The organism is Bizionia argentinensis JUB59, assembly GCF_000224335.1.
Taxonomy (GTDB): domain Bacteria; phylum Bacteroidota; class Bacteroidia; order Flavobacteriales; family Flavobacteriaceae; genus Algorimicrobium; species Algorimicrobium argentinense.
On the sequence record NZ_AFXZ01000022.1, the window covers coordinates 1 to 13,810 of the forward strand.

Annotated in this window: 10 protein-coding genes; 5 read left to right on the forward strand and 5 right to left on the reverse strand. The window is 34.3% G+C overall.

All coding sequences use genetic code 11. The features are described 5' to 3' along the window. Nucleotides 1-691 precede the first annotated feature (691 nt). The 5 genes from gyrB (at nt 692) to secDF (ending at nt 8,622) form a co-directional block, all read left to right on the forward strand. Nucleotides 692-2,641: a DNA topoisomerase (ATP-hydrolyzing) subunit B gene (gene gyrB, locus BZARG_RS07205; protein WP_008636874.1), complete on the forward strand. Its 1,950-nt coding sequence runs from the start codon at nt 692-694 to the stop codon at nt 2,639-2,641. Between the two features lie 93 nt (nt 2,642-2,734). After that, complete coding sequence (locus BZARG_RS07210) at nt 2,735-3,745, forward strand: DUF6588 family protein (protein ID WP_008636930.1); 1,011 nt, start codon at nt 2,735-2,737, stop codon at nt 3,743-3,745. An 83-nt stretch (nt 3,746-3,828) separates the two neighbouring features. Then, on the forward strand, nt 3,829-4,755 hold the full coding sequence (gene mdh, locus BZARG_RS07215) for a malate dehydrogenase (RefSeq protein WP_008636928.1): 927 nt from the start codon (nt 3,829-3,831) through the stop codon (nt 4,753-4,755). A 78-nt stretch (nt 4,756-4,833) separates the two neighbouring features. Then, nucleotides 4,834-5,487, forward strand: coding sequence for a hypothetical protein (locus BZARG_RS07220; protein ID WP_008636910.1), 654 nt, complete (start codon nt 4,834-4,836; stop codon nt 5,485-5,487). Between the two features lie 159 nt (nt 5,488-5,646). Next, the gene (gene secDF, locus BZARG_RS07225; protein ID WP_008636891.1) at nt 5,647-8,622 is read left to right on the forward strand and encodes a protein translocase subunit SecDF; all 2,976 of its coding nucleotides are present in this window, start codon (nt 5,647-5,649) and stop codon (nt 8,620-8,622) included. Between the two features lie 536 nt (nt 8,623-9,158). On the opposite strand, the gene BZARG_RS07230 is transcribed toward secDF, so the two are convergent. The 5 genes from BZARG_RS07230 to folE all read right to left on the reverse strand — a co-directional run bounded on the left by BZARG_RS07230 (nt 9,159) and on the right by folE (nt 13,352). Next, on the reverse strand, nt 9,159-9,656 hold the full coding sequence (locus tag BZARG_RS07230; RefSeq protein ID WP_008636925.1) for a DUF192 domain-containing protein: 498 nt from the start codon (nt 9,654-9,656) through the stop codon (nt 9,159-9,161). A gap of 1 nt (nt 9,657) precedes the next feature. After that, the gene (lgt, locus tag BZARG_RS07235; protein ID WP_008636923.1) at nt 9,658-10,587 is read right to left on the reverse strand and encodes a prolipoprotein diacylglyceryl transferase; all 930 of its coding nucleotides are present in this window, start codon (nt 10,585-10,587) and stop codon (nt 9,658-9,660) included. A 172-nt stretch (nt 10,588-10,759) separates the two neighbouring features. Beyond that, nucleotides 10,760-10,996, reverse strand: a complete 237-nt coding sequence (gene yidD / locus BZARG_RS07240) for a membrane protein insertion efficiency factor YidD (RefSeq protein ID WP_040288145.1) — start codon at nt 10,994-10,996, stop codon at nt 10,760-10,762. A gap of 48 nt (nt 10,997-11,044) precedes the next feature. After that, a complete protein-coding gene (gene cysS, locus BZARG_RS07245) occupies nt 11,045-12,523 on the reverse strand; it encodes a cysteine--tRNA ligase (protein ID WP_008636867.1) in 1,479 nt (492 codons plus the stop codon). Nucleotides 12,524-12,674: 151 nt separating this feature from the next. Further along, a complete protein-coding gene (folE, locus tag BZARG_RS07250; RefSeq protein WP_008636881.1) occupies nt 12,675-13,352 on the reverse strand; it encodes a GTP cyclohydrolase I FolE in 678 nt (225 codons plus the stop codon). Between the last annotated feature and the right edge of the window lie 458 nt (nt 13,353-13,810).

The window sequence follows — 13,810 nt, forward strand, 5'->3', positions numbered from 1 at the left end:
GTCCTTAACGGGACAAATAGAAGCAGCTTTTAAAAATCGAAAATAATTTTGTCGCACATTGGCATCCCTTTAGGGATGATACTGGTAGCAGAAAATATATAATCCTTAATCAATGTGCCGCTAGGTACGTAATATAATAGAGGAGCGCCAAATGACAGAGAGCAATGGCAAACAGAAATACAATTCTATGTACAAAAAATCTAAAAATATTAAATAATGGAAGTTTGAATGGTTTTGTGTTTTCAATTAGAAATTTTAAAAAGATAAGATATAAATTTGAGCAAAATTTAGAATGAACAGGTAGACCGGAAAACGCCTTTAATATGATGCAATCCTTCAATTGAGAAAACTTTTTCCAGTTCAAATAAAGCGCCTATTTTGACTTTATGGTTTTTGCTCTTTGCGCAAAAGTTGTAAAACCGTAAAATCAATTTTAAGGTGCTTTTTAGAAGGTTTAAGGCTGCTTCTGGCAATTGATAAATATTGATAATTTTTAATTTAACCCGCTTAAATGCTTTTTAAAAGAGCTATTATTCCTTATCTTTGTTTGTATTCAAATGGATGCTTAAGGGCATTTTTTTACGTTTATGAAGGTCTGAAGATTTATTAACAAATTTTTCAGATATTTAGTAAGCTGAAATAATTCCGTTCTAATGCGGCTAAAATAAATTATTAATAAACAAACTTTTATATGAGCGATAAAAAAGAAGAATTTAATAAGGATAACTATTCCGCAGATAGTATTCAAGCCTTAGAAGGCATGGAGCATGTGCGCATGCGTCCATCCATGTATATTGGGGATACAGGCACACGAGGTCTTCATCATTTGGTTTATGAGGTGGTAGACAACTCTATTGATGAAGCAATGGCTGGGCACTGTGACAATATTACGGTTACAATTAATGAGGATAATTCGATTACAACGGAAGATGATGGTCGTGGTATCCCTATTGATATGCACAAAAAAGAAGGCGTTTCTGCGTTAGAGGTTGTTATGACCAAAATTGGTGCCGGTGGAAAATTTGATAAAGATTCGTATAAAGTTTCTGGAGGATTGCATGGTGTTGGTGTAAGTTGTGTGAACGCTTTATCCGAACACTTGACGGCTACAGTTTACAGGTTAGGTGAAATTTGGGAGCAGGAATACGAAAAGGGAAAACCTATGTATCCTGTCAAAAAGGTTGGTGAAACTGATAAAAGAGGAACGGTTATTACATTTAAGCCAGATCCAACAATTTTCACTCATGTCTTAGAATATAGCTACGATACTTTAGCGAGCAGAATGCGTGAGTTAGCTTATCTAAACAAAGGGATTACGGTTCATTTAGTTGATAAGCGTCATAAAAAGGAGGACGGTACTTTTGAAGGTGAAACATTTCATTCAAAAGAAGGTCTTAAAGAGTTTATCAAGTTTTTAGATGGAAACCGTGAGCCATTAACAAAAGAGGTAATTGCTTTTGAAGGAGAAAAAAACGGTGTGCCTGTGGAGGTTGCTATGATTTATAATACATCATACGCTGAAAACTTGCATTCATACGTAAACAATATCAATACGCACGAAGGTGGTACACATTTATCTGGTTTCCGTCGTGGATTAACACATACACTTAAAAAGTATGCCGACGAATCTGGTATGCTTGATAAATTGAAATTTGATATTGCTGGTGATGATTTCCGTGAAGGTTTGACAGCTATTATTTCTGTTAAAGTTCAGGAGCCGCAATTTGAAGGACAAACAAAAACGAAATTAGGTAACCGTGAAGTTTCAGCTTCTGTAAGTCAGGCGGTTTCAGAAATGTTAACTGATTATTTAGAAGAGAATCCCGAGGATGCTAAAATCATTGTTCAAAAAGTAATTTTAGCAGCGCAAGCACGGCATGCAGCTCAAAAAGCGCGTGAAATGGTTCAGCGTAAAACGGTAATGAGTATTGGTGGTTTACCTGGGAAACTAAGTGACTGTTCTGAGCAAGATCCAGCAAAATGTGAAGTATTCCTTGTTGAGGGTGATTCGGCGGGTGGAACGGCTAAACAAGGTCGTGACCGTGCATTCCAAGCTATTCTACCATTACGTGGTAAAATTCTAAATGTTGAGAAAGCCATGACACACAGGGTTTTTGAAAACGAAGAGATTAAAAATATTTATACGGCCTTGGGTGTTACTATTGGTACAGAAGAAGATAGTAAAGCACTTAATTTATCAAAATTACGCTACCATAAAGTAGTGATAATGTGTGATGCCGATATAGATGGTAGTCATATTGAAACCTTAATTCTGACATTCTTTTTTAGATATATGAAAGAGCTGATTGAAAACGGACATATTTATATTGCAACGCCACCTTTATATTTAGTTAAAAAAGGAGCTAGAAAAAAGTATGCTTGGAGTGATCAGGAGCGATCTGAAATTATGGCAGAATATGGAGATGGAAGTAAAATTCAGCGCTATAAGGGTCTTGGAGAGATGAATGCGGAGCAACTTTGGGATACGACTATGAATCCTGAATTTAGAACCTTGCGTCAAGTTCAAATTGATAATGGTGCTGAAGCCGATCGTATTTTTTCCATGCTAATGGGAGATGAAGTTCCGCCACGTAGAGAATTTATTGAAAAGAATGCCATTTATGCTAATATTGACGCATAAATAAAATTATAATTATTAGGGAAAACGCGTTTATAATTTATAAACGCGTTTTTTTGTTTATCTTGTAATTAATATTTTAAAATAGTTTTTAGTATGAAAAAAGTATTTGCTATCACTTTGTTAATCCTGTCGTCAGGGATTTACGCGCAACAAAACATAGACGATTTGTTAGCCGCAGGTGTTGAAGACGCTGAACGCTTTAGCACAGATTATTTGACTCCAGCTACGGAAAGTGTAATTTATGGCATAAATAATGGTTGGTTTAGCCATGGTAAAGGTCAGAAACAATTTGGTTTCGAAATTGGTTTAGTGGCCAATACTACTTTTATAAAATCGAGTAAAAAATCGTTTGAAATGAATGTTAGTGATTATCGTAATATTCGGTTTTCAGATAATAGTTCATCTAAAACCGTGGCCACGGCTTTGGGAAATAATAATCCTGATATTTCGGTAATGCTAACCTATGACGATCCTATTTTTGGAAATCAAGAAGTAGAGGTGACGTTGCCAACAGGCATAGGTTCCGCTGATGTTAATATGATTCCAACTGCTTTTTTACAAGTCGGATTTTCACCGTTTAAAGGAACACAGTTAAAAGCACGATATTTTCCTAAAATAGCTGTAGACGATGTTGAAACAGGGCTTTATGGATTTGGTTTGCAACAAGAGTTTACAGCTTGGCTACCACAAGAGAAATTGTTCCCGGTTGCTGTTTCTGGATTAATAGCTTATACACATTTAGATGGTAGTTATGATTTTACTGATGAAGGTATTGTAGAAGGAGAAAATCAACAAATTAAAACAAATATAAATACGGTGCTATTAGAGCTTATTGCATCAACAAAATTTAAAATGTTTAATGTTTATGGTGGTTTAGGGTATTTAAGTGGGAAATCAGAAACTGATTTAGTTGGAAGTTTTAATGTTTCAGATGGGGTTCTGTTTTCACAAACAATAACAAACCCTATTTCAATTGAAGACAAAGTTACTGGTATGCGTACTACCTTGGGCGCCAATTTAAAGCTAGGTCTATTCTCTATAAATGCGGATTATACTATAGCGGAATTCGATTCAGCATCTTTAGGGTTACAGGTTTCGTTTTAGATTTCATAAATTCTATAAACGTATGTAACTTAAAAATATTAAATTTGTAAAAATTAATGTTTCACAAATAAAATTATATAAACATGAAAGTAACAGTAGTTGGTGCTGGAGCCGTAGGAGCCAGTTGTGCAGAATATATAGCGATTAAAAATTTCGCATCAGAAGTTGTTCTATTAGATATTAAAGAAGGTTTTGCAGAAGGTAAAGCTATGGATTTAATGCAAACGGCATCTTTAAACGGATTTGATACAAAAATAACAGGTATCACTAATGATTATTCGGCAACTGCCAATAGTGATATTTGTGTAATTACATCTGGAATTCCTAGAAAACCGGGTATGACGCGTGAGGAGTTAATCGGTATCAATGCTGGTATTGTAAAAGCAGTTTCATCTAGTTTAATTGAGCACTCGCCAAACACGATTATTATTGTGGTTAGTAATCCTATGGATACGATGGCATATTTAGTTCATAAAACAACAAATTTACCAAAAAGCCGTATTATAGGAATGGGTGGAGCTTTAGATTCTGCACGTTTTAAATACCGTTTAGCTGAAGCTTTAGAAGCGCCTATTAGTGATGTAGACGGAATGGTGATTGGTGGGCACAGCGACACTGGAATGGTGCCATTAACACGTTTAGCAACACGTAACAGTGTGTTGGTTACCGAGTTTTTATCGGAAGAGCGTTTAAATCAAGTTAAAGAAGATACTAAAGTGGGTGGAGCTACACTTACTAAATTGTTAGGAACGTCTGCTTGGTATGCACCAGGAGCTGCAGTAAGTGGATTAGTTCAAGCTATTGCTTGCGATCAGAAAAAAATGTTTCCATGTTCTGTTTTATTAGAAGGTGAATATGGTTTAAATGATATTTGTATTGGAGCGCCTGTAATTTTAGGTCGTAATGGTATTGAGAAAATTGTTGAAATCAAATTAACGGATGCTGAAAAAACGCATATGCAAGAAAGTGCAGAAGGTGTAAGAAAAACAAATGGCCTTTTGGCATTATAATTTTATAAGCTGGCTGCGAGCTATTTTAGGATCCTAAAACAGTAATCTACAAACAATCTAAATAAATAAAATAAACAGATGAAAAATTTATTATTTGCTCTAGTGTTAACCTTTACTCTTTCTGGTTTTGCACAAGAGGCTATGCAGGAAGGAGTTATAACATCTAAACAGAGCATGTCTAGTGATAGCGAGCAAATGCAAGCGCAATTAGCTATGATAGGTGATATGAAAACAACTACGTACTTTAAGGGTGACAAAACACGTTCGGAAACTTCTAATGTAATGTCTGGAAACACAACTACCATTTTAAATGGTGAAACGAAAGAAATGTTGATGTTTTTGGAAAACCAAAAACTGTATGCTTCTGCTAGTATTGAAGCAGATGCAGAAACCATGAAAAACTTTCAGATTACAAAAGGCGATGAAACTAAAACAGTTTTAGGTTATGAATGCCAAGAGTATAATGTAAGTGTAGAAAAAGATGGCGCAACGGTTGTTATGGATATTTATGTAACCGATAAAATTGCAGCCATGAATCAGCAAGTAGCGCAAATGGGCTCTGCAATTAAAGGGTTTCCATTATATATGAAAATAGATGTAAATCAAAGTGGTATGAATATGACTATTACTAATGAAGTTACAGAAATTAAAAAAGAAACGGTTTCAGAGGATAAGTTCAATATGACACCACCTGAAGGATACAAAAAAACAGATAATTTAACTGGAATGTAAGTTTCATTAAAATTACTATTTGAAAAAAACAGCTTTTAAAGCTGTTTTTTTTGTTTATTGACATTCAGAAACTATGCAAACCTTTTGTTAAATCATTATAGAAGATATATATTTGCTCGTTTTTAAAAATATCAACAACCAATAATAATTTAACACATAATGCAAAATAAAGGATTAGTAAAACTGTTTGCAATTTTGTTTGGACTGGTAAGTATTTACCAGTTGTCTTTCACATTTAAGGCAAATAGTATTGACGAAAGTGCTGCAGTTTATGCAAATGGCGATGAAGTAAAGGAACGAAAGTATCTGGATTCTCTTGCAAACATGGATGTTTACAATTTAGGTATTGCTAAATATACCTATTCTGAAGTAAAGGAAAATTCCATGAACCTTGGTTTGGACTTAAAAGGTGGGGTAAGTGTTATTCTTCAAGTATCTGTAAAAGATATCTTAAAAGGATTAGCTAACTACAGTAAAAATCCAGAATTCAATCAAGCATTGGACAATGCGTCTGAAATGCAAAAAACAAGTCAAAACGATTTCGTTGCTGATTTCTTTATCGCATTCGATGAAATTAAAGGCGATACTAGATTAGCTTCACCTGAAATTTTCTACACCCGTTCATTAGACGGCGAGATAGATGGCAGCATGACTGATACTGAAGTGAAGTCAATTATCGAAAGAAAAATTGACGAATCTATTGTTTCTGCTTTCGAAGTATTACGTAAACGTATTGACGAATTTGGTGTAACATCACCAACTATTCAACGTTTGGGTAGTTCTGGTCGTATTTTAGTAGAACTTCCAGGTGTTAAAGACAAAGAGCGTGCTCTTAAATTATTACAAAGTACAGCGCAATTAGAATTTTGGGATGTTTACAAACGTGATATGTTTGGTCAATTTTTATTTGATGCTAATACTCTTTTAAAAGAGTCTGAAGCACCAAAAGAAGAAGAGCTTGCTGAACAAGCAGAACCTCAAGATTCTGATGATTCAGAAGATTCTGCTATTGAAGATTTATTAGGAGCAGATCCAGACTCAACTAAAACAGAAGTAAATCCATTACGTGATTTGTTGTTCCAGTCGCAAAACACCGCAGCTATAGCTATGGTTAACATTAACGACAAGGATAAAGTTTTGGAGTATTTAAGTATGCCTCAAGTGCGTTCATTATTGCCAAGCGACCTGCGTTTTGTTAAATTCGCATTTGGCAAGCCTGCAAAGGATAGTGAAATCGTAGAATTATACGCATTAGATGGTAACAGAGATAACGTACCGCAATTAAGTGGCGCTGTTGTAACAGACGCACGCCAAGAATATGACCCAATGGGTAAACCAACGGTATCTATGGTTATGAACTCTAAAGGCGCCAAAATCTGGGAAGAAATGACCGGAAATGCTTTCTCTCAAGGTTCTCATATTGCTATCGTTTTAGATAACGTTGTATATTCTGCACCTACTGTATCTACAGGTCCAATTTCAGGAGGTAACTCTTCTATCTCTGGACAATTTACTTTAAATGAAGCAACGGATTTAGCAAACGTATTACGTGCTGGTAAACTACCAGCTTCAGCGGATATTGTACAAGGTGAAGTTGTTGGACCATCATTAGGTCAAGAAGCAATTGAAAGTGGAAAAATGTCATTCCTAATCGCATTGGCGGTCGTTTTAATCTGGATGTTCTTATACTATGGTAAAGCAGGATTGTTTGCTGATATTGCCATGTTATTTAACTTGCTTTTAATCTTCGGTGTTTTATCTGGATTAGGAGCGGTATTAACATTGCCTGGTATTGCCGGTATTGTATTAACCATTGGTATGTCCGTGGATGCTAACGTACTTATCTTTGAGCGTATTCGAGAGGAAATTGCAAAAGGTAAAGATCTTAAGGCCTCTATTAATGACGGTTTCAGTAATGCCTTATCTTCTATTTTAGATGCTAACATTACAACAGGTTTAACGGCATTAATTTTATTTATATTTGGAACAGGTCCAATTAAAGGATTTGCTACAACCTTAATTATTGGTATTGCTACATCTTTATTTACAGCTATCTTTATTACAAGGTTATTTGTTGATTGGTATGCAAACAAAAATGGGAATTTAGATTTCTCAACTGCCATTACAAAAAACTTATTCAGAAATATCAATATTAATTTCTTAAAGAAACGTAAAATTGCTTATATCGTTTCTACAGTAGCTATCCTAATCAGTTTAGGTTCGTTATTCACAAATGGATTAGATCAAGGTGTCGATTTTGTTGGAGGTAGAACCTACCAAGTGCGATTTGCAAATGATGTAAGTGCTAATGAAATATCAGAAAAATTATCTGAAGCCTTTGGAAGTGCCGAAGCTAAAACCTTTGGGGATGCAAATCAATTAAAAATCACCACTAAATACAAGGTCAACGAAACTGATAATGCAGTTGATGAAGAAATTAGAAGCACATTATTTGAAGAACTACAACCGTTTTTAGGAAGTCTAACTTATGATGAGTTTATAAGTGATGACCAAAACAAAACAATTGGTTTGATGAAGTACTACAAAGTAAGTCCAACTATTGCTGATGATATTAAAACATCGTCTATATGGGCAATTCTAGGATCGTTAATCGTTGTGTTCTTATATATATTAGTGCGTTTTAAAAGATGGCAATTCTCATTGGGTGCAGTTGCGGCAGTATTCCATGATGTGTTAATCTTGTTGGGTATTTTCTCATTAACACATAAATACATGCCATTTAGTATGGAAATAGACCAAGCATTTATTGCGGCTATTTTAACAGTAATTGGTTATTCCTTAAATGATACCGTGGTAGTCTTTGATAGAATTCGTGAATTTTTCAACGAGCATTCAGCATGGCCATTTAACAAAGTAATTAACGTGTCTTTAAGCAGTACTTTAAGTAGAACTTTAAATACCTCTTTAACAACATTAGTAGTTTTATTATCGATATTTGTTTTCGGTGGAGATTCTATTAGAGGATTTATGTTCGCATTAATAGTTGGTGTAGTTGTAGGTACATACTCATCATTATTTATTGCAACACCGTTAATGTATGATGCGGTTAAAAAAGGAGATGCTGCAAATTCTTTGAAAGAAAAAGAAAAAGTAGAAGAAGCGGAAGTAGTGTAAGCTAGCGACGTTTTATTACATATGTAAAAAAGCCTTTCTGATTGTTTCAGAAAGGCTTTTTTGTTTTGCTTAAGTTTCATTTAAAGCAAGTTATATACGGCTAAATCCTAATCATAATTTCTATGAAGCTATTGGTTTTCTTTTAATATGGATATGCCAAACTATTTATTGCTTATGTTAAATTACTAGTTAGTATGCATTGGATTAAGAGGGTAATTAGGATAAGGTGAAGGGTTCTCGTTTTAATTAAGATCTGTTATATTCAAAAGAGAGACGGCCGTTAGATATCTAGAAATTAATATGAATCTTAATCCATTGTTAGAAACCGTCAAGACATTACTTGTTCACGACCGTGAAGTATTCAGCCAACGCCCCATTATCTTGAAGTGTCGAAATTTATAGAAGTATTATTTTAATATGCCACAAACCTTTAGAGTAGCACTATTTAAATTGATTTTAAAGCGAAGAATTTCAGCCTAATTAAAACCAATGTACATAATTAAGGTATTAAAGGGAAATAACTTGTAGTATAAAACTTAATCAGTTGTTTTAAACGTCATCGCATCGCCGACTTCCAATTGCCAAGTGTTTACCAAGCCTGCATTTACCTCTAGCACGTATTTTGCTGCACCTTCAGATGGCAATGACCCTTCATTAAAAGGCTGGGCATTTTCCTGAAAGCTAACCACTGTTTTGTTAGCATCCAGATAAATAATATCTAAAGCAATACGTGTATTCTTCATAAAAAACGAGCGAGGTTGCTCGTTAGGAAAAATAAATAACATTCCACGATTAATTTTCATAGACTCCCGATACATCAACCCTGTTTGCGTTTCAGATTCATTATCGGCAATTTCAATATCAAGATTGACCAAAACAGAATCATTTACCTTTTTGAGCAGCTGTAATTCACCTTCTTTCTTAAAGGCGACTTCAGCCTGCTTGGTTTTCTTTGGTTCTTCTTTACAAGATGTTGCTGTTAGAGCTATAAGTGCAGCTGATAAACAGATAATTTTAAAATAACGACGGATCATACTATTTTTTACTTGCTTTCGGTTTGTATATAAACATAAAATACAGACCAATTAATATAAATGGAATACTCAACATCTGACCAGTATTCAGGCCAAACATTTTAATATACTCATCACCTTGTGGCTCTTTTACAAATTCCACAAATAAACGAACTGTCCATAATAAGACTAAAAATAAGCCGAATAAAAAGCCACTCTGATGTCCTTTATTTGTTTTCTGGTAAATAAACCATAGAATAAGAAATACGAATATATAACAAAACGATTCGTACAATTGCGCCGGATGACGAACAGGAACCGCATCCAATAAATATTGAAACTGTGGATTATTGGTTACAGCCGCATAAGCTTCTTTATAATTTTCAATACCAGTTTCACCAACAATCTGTCGCTTGCTATAATAATCTTGAACAAAACGCACACCTAATGGAGAATCCGTTACTTTTCCAATAATTTCCGAATTAATAAAGTTACCTATTCGAATAAAAATAGCTCCCGAAGCTACAGCAATAACCACACGATCCAAAATCCAGAGCAACGATTTATAGTTGTATTTTTTACGATACAAATACATACCTATAATAATACCAATAGCGGCACCATGACTGGCTAAACCTTGAAAACCTGTAAATTCAAACCCGCCTTTAAATTTGAAAGGTAGAAAGATACTGAAGAAATCTTCTGAAATTAATTCGGACTGATAAAAGAAGACATGTCCTAAACGAGCACCAAGCATAGTAGCTAATACTGTATATAAGAAAAGTGGATCTAAATATTCCAAATTGATCTTCTCTTTTACAAAGATATACTTCATGATTTGCCAACCTAAAAGGAAAGCAACAATCCACATAACACTATAAAAGTGTAATTCAAAAAATCCGAAAAGATCTAACCCTGTAGTAGGGTTCCAATTAAATTGTAATGCTAACATGCGTTATTTTTTATTAGGGTAAATATATGCAATTGGAAATGGATACGAAAGTCATCAAGTTATAATGAAACATTATTTTTTTGAAGTCTGTGCTTTTGAAAATGTAATGGGTAGGAGGAGTTAAGTATACTTTTAATATATGATTAAGTCAACTTCGATTTCGAATTCAATTTCACTCATCATCCTTTGCCGGAACTGGATCATAGCCGCTTCGTCCCCATGGATGACAACTAAAAATTCGAATAATCGCCAATTTTCCACCCTTAAAAAAACCATGTTTTTCCAAGGCCTCTTTCGCATAATGCGAACAGGTAGGTTGAAAACGACACGATGGCGGCGTTAACGGTGAAATAAAGGTTTGATAAATCTTTATAATTAGTAGAAATGGATATGTGAGTATTTTTTTCATGTAGCATCTAATAGTCTTCTCGTTTGGAGAGGATCTAGGAGAGGTTTCTTAAAACGTAAAACTCGTCCCTTCCTGACTATCGTTTAACTGAATTCCTAATTCCGTTAACTCATTACGAATTTGATCGGATAAAGCAAAATTCTTATTCGCACGTGCTTCTTGGCGTAGCTTAATTAGTAACTCCACAGCTCCAGATAGTTTAGTCGAAGAATTATCTTCTTTAGCTACATTTTCAAGACCTAAAACATCAAAAACAAAGGTGTTTATAGTGTTTTTAAGTAGTTCCAAATCGGTAGCCGTAATAGTGGCTGAACCATCATGGATTTGATTGATATACTTTACCGCTTCAAATAAATTGGCAATAAGAATTGGTGTATTAAAATCATCATTCATTGCCTTATAACACGATTGTTTCCAATTGGAAATAGCATGCGTAGATGTGTTTGCTGGCTCTAGGTTATTCAATAAATTAACAGCATCCATTAATCTGTTAAAACCTTTTTCACTGGCCTGGAGTCCTGCATCCGTTAAATCCAAGACACTTCTATAAGACGCCTGCATCATAAAGAACCTTACGACACTTGGTTTGTAAGCTTTAGACATGATATCATTATTCCCAGAAAGCAATTCAGCAGGATTGATATAGTTGCCTGTAGATTTACTCATTCTGGTGCCATTTAACTCCAGCATATTAGCGTGCATCCAATATTTTACGGGTGTTTGTTTTTTGGCAGCTTGATTTTGTGCAATTTCACATTCATGATGCGGAAACTTTAGGTCCATACCACCACCATGAATATCAAAATAATCACCGAGATATTTAGTACTCATAGCAGTACATTCTAAATGCCAACCTGGAAAACCGTCACTCCAAGGGGAAGGCCAGCGCATAATATGGGTTGGTTCTGCTTTTTTCCAAAGTGCAAAATCCTGTGGATTCTTCTTGTCACTTTGGCCATCAAGTGCACGCGTGTTGTGTATTAAATCTTCTAACTTACGTTTGCTTAAAATACCGTATTCATTAGATTCATTGTATTTATGGACATCAAAATATACGGAGCCGTTTACGATATAAGCAAATCCGTTATCTATAATAGTCTGTATTAATTCTATTTGCTCAATAATATGACCCGTTGCGGTTGGCTCAATACTTGGTGGTAAAAAATTGAAAGTATGGAGTACATTATGAAAATCTACGGTGTAACGCTGTACAATTTCCATAGGTTCAATAGCTTCTAAACGCGCTTTTTTTGTAATTTTATCCTCGCCAACATCAGCATCATTTTCTAAATGACCAGCATCTGTAATATTACGAACATAACGTACTTTGTAACCTAAATGCTTCAGGTATCTAAAAATAACATCAAAAGACATAAAGGTTCGCACATTTCCTAAATGCACATTACTATAAACCGTTGGACCACAAACGTACATGCCAACATAACCATCTGTTATAGTTTTAAAGGCTTCTTTTTCACCACTTAAAGTGTTGTAAATCTGAATGTTTTGTTGGTTGTATAACTGCATATTGAAAATGTTTAGTTGCCTACCTGCCTGTAGCAAGGTTTGTTGGTTTTTGTTGAGTTAGTTTGTTGTTTACGTGCAGAATAAATTGCTTATTTATTACGAAATAAGCAATTTAACGATTCTATATTTTAACAAGTTTTACCGACTAATCCTAAAATTTCGTATCTAATTTAATATAATCTAAAAACTCTCTACGTGTTTCTATGTCTTTAAATTTACCACCGAATTCTGCTGTTATCGTGCTACTTTCCGTATCGCGAATTCCTCTAGAGTTCACGCATAAGTGTTTAGCATCTACCACACAGGCAACATCTTCAGTGTTTAAAACCCTCTGAAGTTCTTTAACTACTTGAATAGTTAATCGTTCTTGAACTTGTGGACGCTTTGCGAAATAATCCACAATACGATTCATTTTAGATAAACCAACAACTGTTCCGTTAGAAATATAAGCTACATGAGCTTTCCCAACTATAGGAAGTAAATGGTGTTCGCAGGTAGAATAAACTGTAATGTTTTTTTCAACGAGCATTTCGCCATACTTATATTTATTATCAAAAGTGGATGCGCTTGGTTTTATAGCAGGATTCAAACCGCTAAATATTTCATTAACAAACATTTTAGCAACTCGGTTAGGAGTGCCTTTTAAACTGTCATCGGTTAAATCAAGACCCAATGTTTCCATAATATGGCGTACATCGTTTTTAATAATTTCAATTTTTTCTTCTGAATTTAAAACAAAAGCGTCACTGCGCAATGGTGTGTCAGCTGAAGTGCCTACATGATCATCGCCAAGGGCATCAAAATCAGCTGTATTATCATTAATTTTCATTATTTCGAAATAAAAAGGTTTTTAATCTGCAAAGGTAATGAATTCCCTTTTTTTGATTACTGAATTAACAAACTATTAATTACCATAAGTATTCTAAAAAAAAATACTGAGCTAAAACTCAAACTGAAAGTGTGAAAAATAATAAATGCAATCAGTAGCGTTCTAAAGCCAGACAAGAATAAAGTATGGGTACTTATTGCGAGTCTTCTTTATAGGTTAACAAAGCTCAAAGCTGTTGCTGTTTTTTTAAATAGTGGAGGCTTAAAATAAAAAGAATAATGAATCGCCTAAAAATAACTTTTGAATACAAATATTTCTGTTGAATCATAAAATCTCGCGGATGGTTTAAAAGTATTGTGATATATCAGCTAAAATTAATTTTATAAAAGAAGCCCTAAACAAATATGTTTTAGGGCTTTTTAGAGTTATCGGTAGTTTTTTATAAAATGCGTCGTTAT

Excerpts from the sequence above, each read along its gene's own strand:
- BZARG_RS07220 (WP_008636910.1), top strand. The coding sequence starts at position 4,834 with ATGAAAAATTTATTATTTGCTCTAGTGTTAACCTTTACTCTTTCTGGT.
- lgt (WP_008636923.1), bottom strand. The coding sequence starts at position 10,587 with ATGTTAGCATTACAATTTAATTGGAACCCTACTACAGGGTTAGATCTT.
- folE (WP_008636881.1), bottom strand. The coding sequence starts at position 13,352 with ATGAAAATTAATGATAATACAGCTGATTTTGATGCCCTTGGCGATGAT.
- BZARG_RS07210 (WP_008636930.1), top strand. The coding sequence starts at position 2,735 with ATGAAAAAAGTATTTGCTATCACTTTGTTAATCCTGTCGTCAGGGATT.
- yidD (WP_040288145.1), bottom strand. The coding sequence starts at position 10,996 with ATGAAAAAAATACTCACATATCCATTTCTACTAATTATAAAGATTTAT.
- cysS (WP_008636867.1), bottom strand. The coding sequence starts at position 12,523 with ATGCAGTTATACAACCAACAAAACATTCAGATTTACAACACTTTAAGT.
- mdh (WP_008636928.1), top strand. The coding sequence starts at position 3,829 with ATGAAAGTAACAGTAGTTGGTGCTGGAGCCGTAGGAGCCAGTTGTGCA.
- gyrB (WP_008636874.1), top strand. The coding sequence starts at position 692 with ATGAGCGATAAAAAAGAAGAATTTAATAAGGATAACTATTCCGCAGAT.
- BZARG_RS07230 (WP_008636925.1), bottom strand. The coding sequence starts at position 9,656 with ATGATCCGTCGTTATTTTAAAATTATCTGTTTATCAGCTGCACTTATA.
- secDF (WP_008636891.1), top strand. The coding sequence starts at position 5,647 with ATGCAAAATAAAGGATTAGTAAAACTGTTTGCAATTTTGTTTGGACTG.